We start from the raw sequence: 16,204 nt of genomic DNA, 5'->3' as shown, positions 1-16,204 counted from the left end.
GGACGATCACACAGGTGAGATCACGCGGGTGAGATCACACGGGCGAAGGGAAGGTTCGGATCATGGCGGTCGCTGCTCCGGCGTTGGCCGAGTTGCGGGAGGTCTGCCAGCCGCAGGCGAAGCTGGCGAGCCGCAACGGGGAGCACTGGGCGGGACGGCTCTACATGCGCGCCGTCTCGCTGCGGGTCACCCGGCAGCTGGTGCGGACCTCGGTGTCGCCCAACACCCTGACCTGGGTGATGGTGGTCTGCGGGGTGGGCGCCGGGGCGGCGCTGCTGATCCCCGGGCTGCCGGGCGCGGTGCTGGCGGTGGTGCTGATGCAGGGCTTCCTGCTGTTCGACTGCGTCGACGGCGAGGTGGCCCGCTGGAAGCGGCAGTTCAGCATCGCCGGGGTGTACGTCGACCGGCTCGGCGCGTACCTGGCGGACGCCGCGCTGATGATCGGCGCGGGTGTCCGGGCGGCCCGGGGCGGGTCGGAGCTGTGGGTGTCGGTGGGCCTGGCGGCCGCGCTGGGCGTGGTGCTGCTGAAGGCGTCGACCGACCTGGTGGACGTGGCGCGGGCGCGCAGCGGGATGGCCCCGGCGAACGAGGAGTCGACGCAGCCCCGTTCGCAGGGCATCGCGACGGCGCGCCGGCTGGCCTCGGTGTTCAAGATCCACCGGGTGACCAACGGGATCGAGGCCTCGCTGGTGCTGCTGGCGGCGGCGGTCGTGGACACGGTGGTCGGCAACACCGACCCGACGCAGGCGACGGTCGCCGCGATCACCGTGATCACCTGGGGGATGGTGGTCGCGCACCTGGCGTCGATCCTGTCCTCCTCCCGGCTGCGCTGAGCCGGACCCAGGACGGCTTCGGAACGGCGCGCCGACCTGCGAGGTGGCGCGCCGTCAAGCGTCCACGCGGTGATTCGGGGGCGCGCAACCCCCCTCTCCCGTCGCACGGCGAACCGTCCTCGGGGGCCACGGCGATGCCCCCGGAGGACGACGCGGGCCGGTCGGACCGGGTGCGAACGTGGGTTCGGGGCACCGGAGTTCGGGCCCCGGGGAGGGATCACCATGAACGTCACCCGCACCGCCCGCGCCGGCCGCCGCACCGTGCGGCTCGCCGCCGTCACACTGGCCGGGGCCACCGTCGTCGCGCTCGCTCCGACGGCGGCGACGGCCGCCGGAGGGACGGACGCCGGAGGGACGGCCGCACCGCCCGCCGTGTCGGCCGACGCCGCCGCCCGGGTCGACCTGGGCCCCGAGCTGCAGGCCGTCGTCGAGCGCGGCTCCTCGACCGCCGCGCTCGGCGAGGCGCGCGAGAACGGCCGCCGGGTCTGGCGGGACGCCGCCGGGGTCGCCGACCTCGACTCGCAGCGGCCGGCCCGCGCCGACGGCCGGTTCCGGATCGGCAGCGTCACCAAGACCTTCGTCTCCACGGTCACGCTCCAGCTCGCCGACGAGGGGAAGCTCCGGCTGGACGACCCGGTCGAGCGCTACCTGCCGGGTGTCGTCCCGAACGGCGGCGCGATCACCCTGCGGCAACTGCTCAACCACACCAGCGGCTTGTACGACTACCTGTCGGACCCTCGTTTCCTCTTCGAGGACGAGGCGAGCCTGCGCAGCTACCTCGCCGACCGCCGCTGGAAGACCTGGACCCCGGCCCAGCTGATCGAGGTCGGCGTGCAGGCGGCGCCGTACTTCCCGCCCGGGCAGGGCTGGCACTACTCGAACACCAACTACGTCCTCATCGGCGAGGTGATCCGCAAGGTCACCGGGTACGACTGGCGCAGCGAGGTGGACCGGCGGATCGTCAAGCCGCTGCACCTGACCGACACCACGTTCGCGGGCGCCCGGACGGGCGTCCCCGGACCGCACGCGCACGGCTACGCCAAGCTGCCGGAGGGCCCGGCCGACATCACGCTGATCAATCCGAGCTTCGGCGACGCGGCCGGTGACGGCATCTCCACCACCGCCGACCTCAACCGCTTCCACGCCGCCCTGTTCGGCGGCAAGCTGCTGTCGCCGGCCCGGTTCGCGGAGATGACCACGGCCGTGCCTGCGCCACTGATCTTCGCGCACTACGGGCTGGGCCTGATCCGGTACGACCTGTCCTGCGGCGAGGTCTGGGGCCACACCGGCGGGATACCGGGGTACAACACGCTGTGGCTCGGGGCGAAGGACGGCACCCGGCAGTTCTCGCTCTCCTACAACCTCACCCAGGGGTCCGAGACCGACGACACCTTGACCACGCTGAACGCCTTCATCGAGAAGGCGTCGTGCGGCCCGGCCGGTGCCGCCACTGACACGCGCACGGCGAAGTCGCCGTTCACGCTGCTGCCTTGAGCGACCGGCCGGACCGTGGCACACGGGCGTCAAGCCCGCTGATGCCGATTAGCCATCGCGGCCACCCCCGCCATTCGACCGGGTCCCGGGATACCGCCGGTGGACCGCCGGGGGCCTCCGGGGCCATCCGCAGGACGACGCGGGGCGGGTGGGGCGGATGCGAGCCTGAGTGAGACGAGAGGCCCGAGGTCCGGGCCGGGGAGGGTGGATCGATATGGCGTTCATTCAGGCTCAAGCACCGCGCAGACGTGGCCGGTTGGGGAAGCGACTGGCGGCCGTCGCGCTGGCCGGGGCGAGCGTCGTCGCGCTCGCCCCGGCGGCGACGGCCGCAGCGGCGGACGCGCCCGCCGGGGTCGACGCCCGCAGGGGAGGCGTCGACGCCCGGGCGGAGCTGCGGGCGTTCATCGCGGACGGCTCCTCGACGGCCGCGTTCGCCGAGGTCCGGCAGGACGGCCGCCGGATCTGGCAGGGCGCCGCCGGCACGTCCGACCTGGCCACCGGGCAGCCGGTCAGGCCGGACGGCCGGTTCCGGATCGGCAGCGTCACCAAGTCGTTCGTCTCGACGGTCGTGCTCCAGCTGGTCGCCGAGGGCCGGCTGCGGCTGGACGACCCGGTGGAGCGCCACCTGCCGGGCCTCGTCCCGAACGGCGGCGCGATCAGCGTGCGCCAACTGCTCAACCACACCAGCGGATTGTTCGACTACCTGGAGGACCCGCAGTTCTTCTACCGGGACGAGGCGAGCCTGCGCGACTGGGTCCACGGGTCGAGCCGGTGGCAGGACTACCGGCCGGAGCAACTGGTCGCGATCGGCTTCTCGCACGCGCCGTACTTCGCGCCGGGACAGGGCTGGAAGTACTCGAACACCAACTACGTCCTGGCCGGGATGCTGATCCGGAAGCTGACCGGGCACAGCTGGCAGAGCGAGGTCGAGCGGCGGATCGTCAAGCCGCTGCACCTCGACGACACGACCTTCCCCCGATCCGAGACCGGTGTGCGCGGCCCGCACGCCCACGCGTACGCCAAGCTGGCGGAGGGCCCGGCGGACATCACCCGGCTGAACACGACCGTCGCCGACGCGGCGGGCAACGGGATCTCCACGCCCGCCGACCTCAACCGCTTCCACGCTGCCCTGTTCGGCGGCAAGCTGCTGCGGCCGGCCGAGCAGGCCGAGCTGACGCGGACGGTGCCGACCGGCTCGGGGCACTCGTTCTACGGACTCGGCGTCGCCAAGGCCGACTTCGGCTGCGGCCCGCTGTGGGGCCACGACGGCGGGCTGCCGGGCTGGGGCACGCTGCTGTTCGGCACGGCGGACGGGAAGCGGCAGGTCGCGCTGTCGTACAACCCGTACGAGGGCACGGACCAGTCGGGTCTCGACGAGGCGGCCGTCAACGTAGCGATCAAGACGCTGTGCGGCGCGCAGGCTCCGGCCGGCGCGGCAGCGAACGCGGCGGCGGGGCTGTCGGCCCTGCGGGGCGCGGGCGCGGCGGGCGCCGCGCGCTGACCGAGGACCCGGTTCGGGCGCCGACCACGGGGTGGCGCCCGAACCAGGTTGATGCTTCGTCAGTTCCCTTGTGGACATCGGGTGGTAACAGCGTTTCCCATCGGTTACGTTGTTACCCATGAATACGATCTACCAGGACGCGTTACAGCGCGGCCAGGAATCGGCCCGCGCCGCCGTCCTCGACTGCGCGATCGGCCTCCTCATCGCCGACGGCCCCGCCGCACTGACCATGCGGCGGGTCGCCACCGAGATCGGCGCGTCGACCAAGGTCCTCTACACCATGTTCGGCGCCAAGGAAGGGCTCGCCGACGCCCTGTACCGGGAGGGGTTCGCCCGGCTGCGCCGCGCCCAGGAGCGCACCCCGCGCAACGCCGACCCGCTGACCCACCTCGATGAGCTGGGCGCCGCCTACCGGCAGCACGCCCTGGCCGAACCCGCCTACTACCGCGTCATGTTCGAGCACGCCATCCCCGGCTACCGTCCGAACGCCGAATCCCTCGCCTCCGCCCAGAGCGCCTTCGACGCGTCCGTGGCCGCCGTCCAGGCGTGCATCGACGCCGGGGTCTTCCGACCCGGGGATCCGTACGAGATCTCCAAGCTGTTCTGGGCCGCCGCGCACGGCGCGGTCAGCCTCGAACTCGCCGGCCACTTCCCGCCGGAGAGCGCGGCCCGCCGCTACACGGCGCTGATGACGGCGGTCGGCTACGCCTTCCTGGCCGACGACCACCGACCCGACGAGTCCGACGAGTCCGACGAGTCCGACGGAGGACGGAACGCATGACCGGCCCGACGCGCACCAACCGCTACCTGTCGGGCAACTTCGCCCCCGTCACCGAGGAGGTCACCGCCTACGACCTCCCCGTCACCGGCCGGATACCCGCCCACCTCAACGGCCGGTACCTGCGCACCGGCCCCAACCCGCTCGGCGTCGAGGACCCGGCCGCCCATCTCTGGACCCTCGGCGAGGGCATGGTGCACGGCGTCCGCATCCGTGACGGCCGCGCCGAGTGGTACCGCAACCGCTGGGTCCGGTCCGCCTCGGTCGCCGACCGGCTCGGCGAACCGCGCCGTGGCGGGCCGGTCGACGAACGCATGGACTTCGCCCCGAACGTCCAGGTCGCCGGGCTGAACGGCCGCACCTTCGCCCTGATCGAGGGCGGGCTGAAGCCGTACGAACTGACGTACGAGCTAGACACGGTGGGCGCCTGCGACCTCGGCGGCACACCCGAGGGCTACACCGCCAACGCGCACTCGGTGTTCGATCCGCGCACCCGCGAACTGCACTCGCTCGCCTTCCTCTACGGCGTCGAGGCCGTCCAGCACATCGTGATGGACGACACCGGGACCGTCAGGCGTGCGACGACCATCCCCACGCCGGGCAGCCCGTACATGCACGACTTCGCGCTGACGGAGCAATATGTCGTGCTCTTCGACGGGCCCGTGGTCTTCAGCGCGGCCCACCTCGGCACCGGCGTGCCGTTCGTCTGGGACGACAACCACCAGGCGCGGGTGGGCGTGATGCCCCGGGAGGGCGGCGAGGTCCGCTGGTTCGAGATCGCGCCGAGCCTCGTCGGGCACACCCTCAACGCGTACGAGGACGGCACGGACGTCGTCGTCGACATCGTGCGCCACCCCGAGGGCTTCACCATCCGGGACGTCGGACGGAGCCGGCCGACCCTCGACCGCTGGACCGTCGACCTCGCGGGCGGCGGCCGGGTACGGGAGGAACGGCTCGACGACCGCGTGCAGGAGTTCCCGCGACTCAACCCCCGTTACGCCGGGCGGCCGTACCGGTACGGGTACGCCGCCTCCGTCGAGCTGTACGCGCCACCGACCGGCGTGGACGACCCGCGCCCGGACGAGGGCTTCAGCAACGCGCTGCTCAAGCACGACCTGCTGCGCGGCACCACCGAGGCCCATGAGTTCGGGCGGTTCGGGGCGGTCGGAGAGGGCGTGTTCGTGGCGGGCGAGAACCCGGCGGCGGAGGACGACGGTTATGTGATGGCCTACGTCCACAATCCCGAGCGCGGCGCCGCCGACCTGGTGATCCTCGCCGCCCAGGACTTCGGCGGCGAGCCGGTCGCCCGCATCCACCTGCCGGTACGCGTACCGCTCGGCCTGCACGGCAACTGGGTGCCGGACGGTGAGTCAGGGGCGCACGAGATCGAATGAGTTACTGGAGCCCGTGGACCGGAGGATGTGCTTCCCGCTGTCGGTGATGTGGTTCACGAACGTGAGGGTGCATCGCAGGGGCCGCTCGATGCTGACCGTCACCAGGTGGTCGGATTCCGGGTCCTGGCGGTAGCGCCAGGCTCCCTCCGTCACCTTCACAACGCTCGCCGCGGAAGGGGATCCGGGATCCTCGCAAGCGGACGCCGGTATCGCGGAAGACCGGCCGAGCCGTCCGCCCTCCACCAGCTCCAGTTGGGCATCGACCGGCCCCTCCACCACCCATCGGCCCGCCGGGCTCGGCGGCGGGTCGGTGGAGAGGAGGGAGGGGAGCACGAGGAAGGCGCCGAGCACCAGGAGGAACGCCAACACGACGGCGGGGACGGCATACTGCGTTGATTTCGACACGCCGGGGAGGGTAGCAGCGCGGGTCTCCGACTCCGGAGTGCGCTCCGGGGAGGAGCTTCGACCCGCCGATCGGCAGGTGGACGAGGGGAGTTCGGCACCGGGACGATGATCGGGCCACGGTCGTCGTCATCCCTGCCCACCCCCTGCGGCGGCGATGGCGGGGCAACGACGGTGGCGGATGCGTCCGACCTGGCCGACCGGGCAGCCGGTCAGGTCGGGCGCGCGCCGCGCCGCGCCGCCCCGGGCGGGGGCTACTCGGGTATGCGGTGGTCGCGGTCGTGGCGGTGGGGGTCGTGGAGGGAATCCGAGCGGAGTCGACAGACGGCGCCGACGATCGCTGCGGTGATGATGAGGGCGAGTAGACCGAGCATGGTCAGGCGGCGTGGTCGAGCTCGAACCAGACCAGCTTGCCGAGCTTCTGGGGCTCGGCGCCCCACCGGTGGGTGAGGCCCTGGACGAGCTGGAGGCCCCGGCCGGATTCGGCGAGCCCGGCGGGGGTGCGGGGGTCGGGGAGGTCGGAGGAGTTGTCGGCGACCGAGACCCTGAGCGTGCGGTCGAGGAACAGGACGAGGACGACGGGCGAGTCCGTGCGGCCGTGACGCCAGGCGTTGACGATCAGTTCGACGAGGGCGAGTTCGGCATCGGCGATGACGTCGGGCCGGAATCCCGCGAGGTTCATGGCGGAGCGGAGCGCCTCGCGGGAGACGGTGAGGGAGGGGGTGTTGCGGTTACACATGGGGACTCCCAGCGGTGTAGGTGGGGGCGCACCGGATGGAGGCATGAGGGTGCCAACTGCCCGTGTGAGGGACGTTGATGACAATCCGTCCGGTGAGCGGTGCATCACAGACTGTAGGGCAGTCGACGGCAAATTTGCCAGCTGCCTGAAGAAGATGTGCCTATATCCAGTTGGACTGGCGCAGTAGCAGCAGTGGATGCTTGGCTCATGCCACCTACCCCAACAGCACGCCGCAAGCGGGTCGGCATCGAGCTTCGAAAGATGCGCGAAGCCGCCGGCCGCACAGCCGGACAGGCTGCCGCCGTTCTCGGCGTGGATCGAAGCAAGGTCACACTGATCGAGCAGGGCACCTATCCGATCAGCGCCGAGCGGGTGATCGCTCTCGCCGACGAGTACGAGGAGGGCGACGCCGCGTACGTCGACGAGGTCGCAGCGATGGCCTCTGACAAGTCGAAGGGCTGGTGGGAGGAGCACAGAGGGCTGGTCCCTGCGGGGATACTTGAGATCTCCGAGGTAGAACACCACGCACACGGCCTCGCGACCTACCAGATCTGCCACGTACCAGGGCTGATGCAGACCGAGGACACGGCAAGGGAGATATTCCGTGAGGTCTATCCGCCGTTGAGACCACTGAACGTCGAAGCGCGGGTGGAGAATCGCGTTCGCCGCTCCGAGATCCTGTCCCGCAGCAATCCGATCGCCTATGAGGCGATCGTGCACGAGGCTGCGCTGCGGATGGAGTTCGGCGGATCCCGCGTGGCAAGAGCACAGCTCAAGCACATACTGGCTCTGGCCGAGCAGCCCAACATCACCTTGCGAGTTCTGGAGTTTCGATCAGGCGGCTTCAAGGGCGCAGGCCAGGCCGTCATGTACGCGCATGGCCCTGTAACTCGCCTCGACACCGTCCAACTGGACTCCGTAGGAGCACCCGCATTTTTGACCGAGGTGAACCAACTTGAGAACTATCGGAACATCATCGGTGCGATGCGGGAGCGCGCTCTCGGCCCGACCGAGTCGTGTGATTTCATCTCCGACATCCTGAAGGACCTGTGAGGAGACCAGTGGAAGAACTCCCTTGGCAGCGGCCCAGCCTCTGCGGTGACGGCAACAACTGCCCGGAGGTGGCCATAGCCGACGACGCCGTCTACCTCCGCAGCAGTCTTCAGCCGTCCGCCATAGCCCGGCTGACCCTCTCGGAGTGGCGCGACCTCCTCTCCGGGGTCCGCAACGGGGAGTTCGACGTCTGACCCCCTCCTTCTCTTCCTCCCAACTTCCTCAAACTTCCCTGGAACCGCCTCCGTCCTGCGGACACCAGATCTGCGTGGAGTTCTCCTTGTCCAGTAAGCAGACGCAGGCCGGCGAGCGCCAGCTGTTCGCCGAGCTCTACGATCAGCACGCTCGCACGGTCTTCGCGCACGCGTACAGATCCACCGGGGACCGCGACCTCGCGGACGACATCGTCTCCCTCACCTTCCTCGAAGCCTGGCGGCTCCGACGGAAGCTCCGCGACGAAGTCCTCCACCCCCGCGCCTGGCTGCTGGCCATCGCCACCAACGTGCTCCGCAACACCGCCCGCACCGCCCGCCGGCACCGCGACGCCATGTCCCGGCTCCCCCGCCGCGACCCGATCCCCGACTTCGCCGACGAGGTCGTCAGCCGGATCACCGACGCCAACACGGCCGCCGCCGCCGTCCGGGCACTCGACCAGCTCGGCGGCCCGGACCGCGAGGTCTTCACCCTCGTCGTCTGGGCCGGCCTCGGTTACGCCGAGACCGCCCGGGCACTCGGCATACCCGTCGGAACCGTCCGCTCCCGGCTCTCACGGGTCCGGGACAAGCTCCGCCGGATCGTCGACGCCGAGGATCCCCCCGCACCACGCCGGAGGGCCGGCCTCGCCATCAGCCATCAGTCCGTGGGCCACCACCAGGAAAGGCGGCCATGAGCAACACGCGCACCAACCACTCCGAGTGGAACGAACACAGCGAGCGCCGTGAACTCGCCCGGCTGCTCCCCCCGCCGCCCCACCCGGAACCCTCCCCCTCGCACCTGGCCGCCCGCCGTGACGTCCTGCTCGCCGAGTTCGGCCGCCCCCGCCCCTTCTCCGCCCTCACCGCCCGCTGGCGCAGCCTGGTCGTCGTGACCGCCGTCGCCACCGCCGCCGCCATCACCGCCGCCGCCCTCGCCCCCGACACCACCACCTCGCGGTCCCCCTCGCCGCCCGCCACCGCCGCGTCCGTCGAACTCCTCGACCGGATCGCCAGGGTCGCCTACGCCCAGCCCCAACCCCTCGCCCAGGACGACCAGTTCACGTACCTCCGGACGGTCTCCCACAGCCGCAGCCTCACCGAGGCCCCCGACGGCAGCATGGCGCGCGCCGACCTCACCACCCACACCGAGCGCTGGACCTCGGTGGACGGAACTCGGACCGGTCTCGAACGCCGCAACGGCGCCGAGACCCAGCTCCCCTACACCACCGGCTCGATGGGCTCCCGCACCTACCGCCTGCTGTCCGCCATGCCGACCGACCCCGACGCCCTGCTGAAGCAGATCTACGCCGACGCCGGACTGAACCACGGCTCCGGCTCGGCGTCGAGCACCGGGGCGGACCACGAGGCCTTCATCACCATCGGTGACCTCCTGCGCGACGTGGTCGCCCCGCCCCAGGTGAGCTCCGCGCTCTACCGCGCCGCCGCCCGCATCCCCGGAGTGGTGACCGTCGACGACTCGGTCGACGCCACCGGCCGGCACGGGGTGGCCGTGGCCCGGGTGAACGACGGCCGGCGCTTCGAGTGGATCTTCGACCCCGCGACCCTGGGGCTGCTCGGCACCCGCACCGTCCTGATCCGGGACGGAGTGTGGGGCAACGCCGGTGACGAGGTGGACTCCACCGCCGTGCTCGCCCAGTGCATCGTCGGCGCCCTCGGCGAGGCAGCTCCCGCGGTGGCTGCGGAATCAAGCCATTGAGCCATTTCGGCCAGCCATTGTCCGGTCCTCGTCGGAACTATTGTGCGAACGGCCGATCGGGCGTTGGGTCGTGGCAGCACAGTCCTGCCACGACTCATCAGGGGAGAAGTTGACCGTGCGTTCCTCCCGCATGCTCGCCGTCGTCACCGCGGCCGCCGGCGCGCTCGCGCTGGCGGCACCGGCGGCCACGGCGGCACCCGTGCCGTCCGCGCCGGCGGTCACGTCCGCCGACGCCCAGCAGTCCGCCGGTCCGGCGAAGGCAACACCGTCCAAGCCGGTGATCGCCACCTACAAGGGCCGGAAGATCGACCTGGCCAAGGGGTGGGACGGTGCGCGCGTCTGCACCGAGGTGACGAGCGGTGCCGTCTACTGCCACGACAGCGTCGCCGAGGCCGACCGGGCCATCGCCACCATCGACCCGGTGCTCGCCCAGGCCGCCGAGGCCGCACCGGCCCCGGCCGCCGGCGTCGTCCTGTCGCCGGCCTCGCCATCGGAGTGCGGCTCCGGCTACGCCTGCCTCTGGGAGCACTCCACCTACACCGGCGTCCTGCTGCGCTGGTCGCAGCCGGGCACCAAGTACCTCTCCGACTGGTCGTTCCGCGACCAGGCCAGCGCCGCCTGCGCGTTCCGCTCCGGCGGCATGACGATCTACGACGAGCGCACCCTGCAGCCGGACCCCTCGTTCTACGTGGGCAACGGCTCCTGCTACGACCTCGGACCCCTTTCCTACCCGTACGGCGGCACCTGGAACGACAAGGTGGACTACGTCGTCCTGTAGCCCCTCCCCCGGCGACGCCCGAAGGCCGGCCCCCTCTCCCCGGGGTACCGGCCTTCGTCGCGTTCGCCCTCCCCGCGTCACACCGCCAACTCGGCGACGTCCTCCTTCGGCGCCTCGGGGGCCTCCGCGGCGCCCGTCTTCTTGTTCCGCAGTACCACCGCCGCCAGCAGCGCCGCCGCGAGGACGCCCGCCGCGCTCACCGTCAGGGTGGTGGACATCGCCGAGGTGAACGCCTCCCGGGCCGCGTGGGCGAGGCCCGGGTCGTTCCTGGCCCCGGCCTCGGCCAGTGCGCCGACGATCGACTGCGAGGCCTGCTCGGAGGTGCCCGCCGGCATCTTGTCCGCGTAGCCGCTCGCCAGCAGCGAGCCGAGGATCGCGATGCCGAGCGCGGTGCCCGCCTGCTGGATGGTGTCGTTCAGCGCCGAACCGACGCCCGCCTTCTCCGGCGGGATCTCCCCCATCAGCGCGCCGACCGCCGCCGGCATCGCGAGGCCGGCGCCCAGGCCGAGCAGGGCCAGCGCCACCGCCGGGACGGTGAAGCCGGTGTCCGCGTCGACCGTGCTGAGCAGGACGAACGAGCCGGCCATCATCGCCATGCCGACCAGGACCAGCGGCCGGAAGCCGACCTTCGCGGTCAGGCCGGCGCCCGCGCCGTTGCCGATCAGCGCGGCGACCGCCATCGGCACGAAGGCCAGGCCCGCCTTGACCGGCGAGTAGTCCAGCACGAACTGCAGGTACTGGGTGAGCACCAGCAGCAGGCCGCCGTTGCCGATCTGGACCAGGGTCAGCGAGAGCGAGCCGCCGCTGAAGTTGCGCTTGCGGAAGAGGGCCAGCGGGACCATCGGCTCCGCCACCACGTTCTGCCAGACCACGAAGCCGCCGAGCGCCACCACCGCGACCACCAGGGAGACCAGCGAGGTGCCGCCGAACGCGCCGTGCTTCGGGATCTCGATGATCCACCAGATCAGCGCGGTCATGCCGACCGCCGAGAGGACCGCGCCCAGCGGGTCGGGCTTCTGCCACGGGCCCCGGGACTCGGGCATCAGGACCAGGGCGGCGGTGATCGCCAGCACCACCACCGGCACGTTGATGAAGAAGATCGAGTGCCAGGAGAAGTGGTCGATCAGCACACCGCCGAGCACCGGGCTGCCGACCAGGCCGAGCATCGAGACCGACCCCCAGGCCGCCATCGCCTTGCCGCGCTCGTCCTCCTCGAAGACGGTGATGAGGATCGACAGGGTCGAGGGCATGATCAGCGCCCCGCCGACGCCCATCGCCACCCGGCTCGCGATGACCTCACCGGGGTTGGTGCAGAGCGTCGCCGCCAGCGAGGCCGCCCCAAAGAGCAGCAGACCGATGATCATGACCTTCCGCCGGCCGAACCGGTCGCCGAGGCTCCCGGAGGTCAGCAGCAGCCCGGCGAAGACCAGGATGTAGGAGTCGAGGATCCACTGGGTGTCCTGCGCGGTGGCCTTCAGGTCCTCGGTCATCGACGGCACCGCCACGGTCAGCGCCATGCTGTCGACCACCAGGACGAGCGTGCTGAGGCACAGCACGATCAGGATCCACCAGCGCCGCGGGTTACGGCCTTCCATGATTGCTTCCCCTCCGAAGTACGACTCTGCGATTCGACGCTGCTGCGTACGATGTTCCGTCGATGCGCACACTGTACGCAGCGCGGAACAGTGTGCGCAACAGCGATTCCTGTACGCTTCCCGCGAACGGTGTACGCGTTGATTTCCCTGCACCGATCCCCCGAAGGAGGACCGGCCGATGGCCGCCAAGAACCCGATCCCTTCCGTGTGGGCCCGCCCGCAGCGCGCGCCCGAACAGCCCGCGCTCAGCCGGGACGCGATCGTCCGCGAGGCGATCGCCGTGCTCGACGCCGACGGGGTCGAGGCGCTCTCGATGCGCAAGCTCGGCGCCCGCCTCAACGCCGGCGCGACCTCCCTCTACCGGCACGTCGCCACCAAGGACGAGCTGATCGAACTCGCACTGGACGAGGTCTTCGGCGAGATCCCCGTCCCGGACCCGGGCGCCGCCGACTGGCGGGCCGACGTCACCGCGACCTGCCAGGCCTTCCGGACCACCACGCTGCGCCACCGCTGGCTGGGGTCCGTCATCGGCCAGGCCGGACTCGTCTACCTGGGGCCCAACCTGGTCGCCGTCTCCGAGCGGATGGCCGCACTGTTCTCCGCCGTCGGCTTCCCGGAGCCGTCCCGGGCCATCGAGACCGTGCTCTCCTACGTCCTCGGGATGAGCACCACGGAGGCCGCCTTCCTGACCACGGTGATGCGCAGCGGCCGGACCGAGGCCGAGTTCATCGCCGGGCTGATGCCCGCCGCCCAGGAGGCGGTGGCCGGGCACGAGTTCCTCGCCGAGGCCTTCGCCGACGCCGCGGCCGACGCCGTCGCCGCCACCGACCCGGCCACCCTGCGGAACGCGAAGTTCGACTACGGCCTGAACGTCATCCTCGACGGACTGGCGCTCCGCCTGCCCGGCCGGCAGCCCAACTCCTAGCGGCCCCAGCCCGCGAAGCCCCGGCCGACACCGCCGTGACACCACAGATGGCACCACCGGCACCACCAGCGGCACCAGCTGCGCCCGCAGTGACCGCGAGCTCATGGCGAAGGTTGTCGACGTACGGCGTGAGATCCATGGCCAGAGCATGGCACACCAGTGGTGCCATGTCGAGACTTTTTGGCACCATCAAGTGGTGCCATTCAGTGCACACGTGGCGCCCGCAGCACGCCGAAGGCCCCGCCGGCACTTGCCGACGGGGCCCGAAGGAGCGGAAAACCGCAGGTCAGCCCTGACGCCACCGCGTCAGATGGGCGTCGATCTCGCCCGCCAGCCGGGCCTTGCCCGACACATCGAGGAAGGACGCCTCCACCGCGTTCTTCGCCAGCGCGGCCACCCCGGCCTCGTCCAGGCCGAGCAGCCGGGCCGCCACCGCGTACTCGGTGTTGAGGTCGGTGCCGAACATCGGCGGGTCGTCGCTGTTGACGGTCACCACGAGCCCGGCGTCGACCATCCGCTTGATCGGGTGGTCCTCGATCCGCTCCACCGCGCGGGTGGCGATGTTGGAGGTCGGGCAGACCTCCAGCGGGATCCGGTGCTCGCCCAGGTGGTCGAGCAGCGCCGGGTCGGCGACCGCCTGGGTGCCGTGGCCGATGCGCTCGGCGCCGAGCACGCGCAGCGCGTCCCAGACCGTCTCCGGCCCGGTGGTCTCGCCCGCGTGCGGAACGCTGCGCAGGCCGGCCGCGCGCGCCCGGTCGAAGTACGGCTTGAACTGCGGGCGCGGGACGCCGATCTCCGGGCCGCCGAGGCCGAAGCTGACCAGGCCCTCGGGGGCGAGGTCGACGGCGAGCCGGGCGGTCTCCTCGGCGGCGGCCAGGCCGGCCTCGCCGGGGATGTCGAAGCACCAGCGGAGCACCACCCCGAGGTCCTTCTCGGCGCGCACCCGGGCGTCCTCGATGGCCTCCATGAAGGCGACGTCGGGGATGCCCCGGCTGACCGAGGAGTAGGGGGTGACGGTCAGCTCCGCGTAGCGGATGTTCTGCCGGGCCATGTCCTCGGCGACGCCGTAGGTCAGGGCGCGGACGTCCTCGGCGTCGCGGATCAGGTCCACCACGCTCAGGTAGACCTCGATGAAGTGCGCGAAGTCGGTGAAGGTGAAGTACTCGGCGAGGGCCTGCGGGTCGGCGGGCACCTTGGCCCGGCCCCGGTGGCGGGCGGCCAGCTCGGCGACCACGCGCGGCGAGGCCGATCCGACGTGGTGGACGTGCAGTTCCGCCTTGGGCATCGCGGCGATGAACGCCTCGATGGAGCGGTCCGCGGGGGCCGCGGGGGCTGCCAGGGCGTCTGCGCTGGGGGTTCCGATCCGACTTCCGTCCGGCTGGACCACGGTGGGTGCCCTTCTTCTCTGAGACTGAGGCTCTACGCGCGTTTTCTGGTGGTGCAGGAAAGGATAAGCAGCCCGGGCTCAGCCGCCGAGCGCGACCGCCACGGTGTGGATCAGCAGCCCGGCCAGCGCGCCGACGACCGTGCCGTTGATCCGGATGAACTGGAGGTCCCGCCCGACGTTGGCCTCGATCTTGCGCGAGGCGTCCTCGGCGTCCCAGCCCGCCACGGTCTCGGAGATCAGCGAGGTGATCTCGGCCCGGTAGGTGTCGACCAGGTACTGGGCGGCGTCCTGGAGCCAGCCGTCCACCTTGGCCTGGAGCTTCGGATCGGTGGCCAGGCGCGTGCCGAAGCTGCGCACGCCCTCGCGGATGCGCCGGCGCAGCTCGCTCTCCTCGTCCTCCGCGGCGTTCAGCACCAGCGAGCGGACGGCGGCCCAGGTGGAGGCGATGAGGTCCTGCACCTCGGGCCGGGCGAGCAGTTCGCCCTTGGCCCGCTCGACCCGGGCGATGGTCTCCGGGTCGGTCTGCAGCTCGGTGGCGAAGTCGGCGAGGAACTTGTCGATCGCGCCGCGCGCCGGGTGCTGCTGGTCGTCCCGGATGTCGGTGACGAAGCGCATCAGCTCCTTGTAGACCCGCTCGCCGACCTGGTGGTCGATGAACTTCGGGGTCCAGCCCGGGGTCTTCTGGGTGACCCGCTCGACCACCTCGGCGTGGTTGTCGGTGAGCCAGTCGTGCGCCCGGACCGCGATGAGGTCGACCACCCCGTGGTGGCCGCCGTCCGCGACCACCTTGCCGAGCATCCGGCCGGCCGGCTCGGCGACCGAGGTGGCGGCGGCGCGGCGGGTGACCGCCTCGGCGACGACCGCCTGCACGTCGTCGTCGCGCAGCACGGCGAGCACCCCGCGCAGCGCCGCCGAGGCCTCCTTGGTGACCCGCTCGGCGCTGCCGGGCGCGGCCAGCCACTCGCCGAGCCGCCGGGCGATGCCGAGCGCGGCGAGCCGGCCGCGCACCACGTGTCCGGAGAGGAAGTTCTCGCCGACGAAGTCGCCGAGCGAGCGGCCGAAGGCGTCCTTCTTGGTCGGGATGATCGCGGTGTGCGGAATGGGGAGGCCGAAGGGGCGGCGGAACAGCGCCGTCACCGCGAACCAGTCGGCCAGCGCGCCGACCATGCCGGCCTCGGCGGCGGCGGCCAGATAGCCCGCCCAGGCGCCGGCGCCGGCCGCCTTCGCCCAGGTGGCCAGGGCGAAGACCAGGGTCGCGAGGGCCAGCAGGCCCGTCGCGATGGTCTTCATCCGGCGCACGCCGCGTCTCTTCTCCTCGTCGGCCGCGGTGAACCGCATTCCGGGGCCGGTCCCGCTGAAGGCTTCGTCGCTCACCCCGTCAGTCTGCCCGCTGCCCGGCGCGAACGGACGGCGC

At 71.6% G+C, this 16,204-nt stretch carries 16 protein-coding genes; 11 read left to right on the top strand and 5 right to left on the bottom strand.

Translation table 11 applies throughout. The features are described 5' to 3' along the window. The first annotated feature begins 62 nt into the window (after window positions 1–62). The 5 genes from ACFVUH_RS28865 to ACFVUH_RS28845 all read left to right on the top strand — a co-directional run bounded on the left by ACFVUH_RS28865 (window position 63) and on the right by ACFVUH_RS28845 (window position 6,000). On the top strand, window positions 63–833 hold the full coding sequence (locus ACFVUH_RS28865) for a CDP-alcohol phosphatidyltransferase family protein (protein ID WP_387916217.1): 771 nt from the start codon (window positions 63–65) through the stop codon (window positions 831–833). A gap of 222 nt (window positions 834–1,055) precedes the next feature. Further along, on the top strand, window positions 1,056–2,327 hold the full coding sequence (locus ACFVUH_RS28860) for a serine hydrolase domain-containing protein (protein ID WP_387916216.1): 1,272 nt from the start codon (window positions 1,056–1,058) through the stop codon (window positions 2,325–2,327). Window positions 2,328–2,583: 256 nt separating this feature from the next. Beyond that, window positions 2,584–3,828 (top strand): serine hydrolase domain-containing protein, encoded by a 1,245-nt coding sequence (locus ACFVUH_RS28855; protein ID WP_387916214.1) that lies wholly within the window; start codon window positions 2,584–2,586, stop codon window positions 3,826–3,828. 118 nt (window positions 3,829–3,946) lie between these two features. Continuing rightward, window positions 3,947–4,609, top strand: coding sequence for a WHG domain-containing protein (locus ACFVUH_RS28850; protein ID WP_355370566.1), 663 nt, complete (start codon window positions 3,947–3,949; stop codon window positions 4,607–4,609). Then, on the top strand, window positions 4,606–6,000 hold the full coding sequence (locus ACFVUH_RS28845; protein ID WP_387916213.1) for a carotenoid oxygenase family protein: 1,395 nt from the start codon (window positions 4,606–4,608) through the stop codon (window positions 5,998–6,000). Before ACFVUH_RS28850 ends, ACFVUH_RS28845 begins: the two co-directional genes overlap by 4 nt. On the opposite strand, the gene ACFVUH_RS28840 is transcribed toward ACFVUH_RS28845, so the two are convergent. Both ACFVUH_RS28840 and ACFVUH_RS28835 read right to left on the bottom strand, forming a co-directional pair. Next, complete coding sequence (locus ACFVUH_RS28840; protein WP_387916212.1) at window positions 5,977–6,405, bottom strand: hypothetical protein; 429 nt, start codon at window positions 6,403–6,405, stop codon at window positions 5,977–5,979. The genes ACFVUH_RS28845 and ACFVUH_RS28840 overlap by 24 nt on opposite strands. 373 nt (window positions 6,406–6,778) lie before the next feature. Continuing rightward, complete coding sequence (locus ACFVUH_RS28835) at window positions 6,779–7,141, bottom strand: ATP-binding protein (protein ID WP_387916210.1); 363 nt, start codon at window positions 7,139–7,141, stop codon at window positions 6,779–6,781. 207 nt (window positions 7,142–7,348) lie between these two features. On the opposite strand from ACFVUH_RS28835, the gene ACFVUH_RS28830 reads away from it, so the two are divergent. From ACFVUH_RS28830 to ACFVUH_RS28810, 5 genes are all read left to right on the top strand, one after another. Further along, window positions 7,349–8,194, top strand: coding sequence for a helix-turn-helix domain-containing protein (locus ACFVUH_RS28830; RefSeq protein WP_387916208.1), 846 nt, complete (start codon window positions 7,349–7,351; stop codon window positions 8,192–8,194). A gap of 8 nt (window positions 8,195–8,202) precedes the next feature. Next, window positions 8,203–8,388 (top strand): DUF397 domain-containing protein, encoded by a 186-nt coding sequence (locus tag ACFVUH_RS28825; RefSeq protein WP_387916206.1) that lies wholly within the window; start codon window positions 8,203–8,205, stop codon window positions 8,386–8,388. 86 nt (window positions 8,389–8,474) lie between these two features. Further along, window positions 8,475–9,083, top strand: a complete 609-nt coding sequence (locus tag ACFVUH_RS28820; protein ID WP_355370583.1) for an RNA polymerase sigma factor — start codon at window positions 8,475–8,477, stop codon at window positions 9,081–9,083. Continuing rightward, on the top strand, window positions 9,080–10,105 hold the full coding sequence (locus ACFVUH_RS28815; RefSeq protein ID WP_387916205.1) for a CU044_5270 family protein: 1,026 nt from the start codon (window positions 9,080–9,082) through the stop codon (window positions 10,103–10,105). Before ACFVUH_RS28820 ends, ACFVUH_RS28815 begins: the two co-directional genes overlap by 4 nt. Before the next feature lie 115 nt (window positions 10,106–10,220). Next, on the top strand, window positions 10,221–10,883 hold the full coding sequence (locus ACFVUH_RS28810) for a peptidase inhibitor family I36 protein (protein ID WP_387916203.1): 663 nt from the start codon (window positions 10,221–10,223) through the stop codon (window positions 10,881–10,883). A 77-nt stretch (window positions 10,884–10,960) separates the two neighbouring features. Here ACFVUH_RS28810 and ACFVUH_RS28805 read toward each other — a convergent pair whose 3' ends face one another. Beyond that, window positions 10,961–12,478, bottom strand: a complete 1,518-nt coding sequence (locus tag ACFVUH_RS28805; protein ID WP_387916201.1) for an MFS transporter — start codon at window positions 12,476–12,478, stop codon at window positions 10,961–10,963. Between the two features lie 178 nt (window positions 12,479–12,656). On the opposite strand from ACFVUH_RS28805, the gene ACFVUH_RS28800 reads away from it, so the two are divergent. Next, window positions 12,657–13,403 (top strand): TetR/AcrR family transcriptional regulator, encoded by a 747-nt coding sequence (locus ACFVUH_RS28800; RefSeq protein WP_355370595.1) that lies wholly within the window; start codon window positions 12,657–12,659, stop codon window positions 13,401–13,403. A gap of 286 nt (window positions 13,404–13,689) precedes the next feature. Here the strand turns inward: ACFVUH_RS28800 and ACFVUH_RS28795 are convergent, their stop codons facing one another. Beyond that, a complete protein-coding gene (locus tag ACFVUH_RS28795; protein ID WP_355370742.1) occupies window positions 13,690–14,742 on the bottom strand; it encodes an adenosine deaminase in 1,053 nt (350 codons plus the stop codon). 126 nt (window positions 14,743–14,868) lie between these two features. Next, a complete protein-coding gene (locus ACFVUH_RS28790) occupies window positions 14,869–16,164 on the bottom strand; it encodes a DUF445 domain-containing protein (RefSeq protein ID WP_387916199.1) in 1,296 nt (431 codons plus the stop codon). Window positions 16,165–16,204 lie beyond the last annotated feature (40 nt).

Source organism: Kitasatospora sp. NPDC058032 (assembly GCF_042885845.1).
Lineage (GTDB): Bacteria > Actinomycetota > Actinomycetes > Streptomycetales > Streptomycetaceae > Kitasatospora.
The sequence above is the reverse complement of the archived record's forward strand: the minus strand, read 5'-3'. Positions and strand labels throughout refer to the sequence as shown.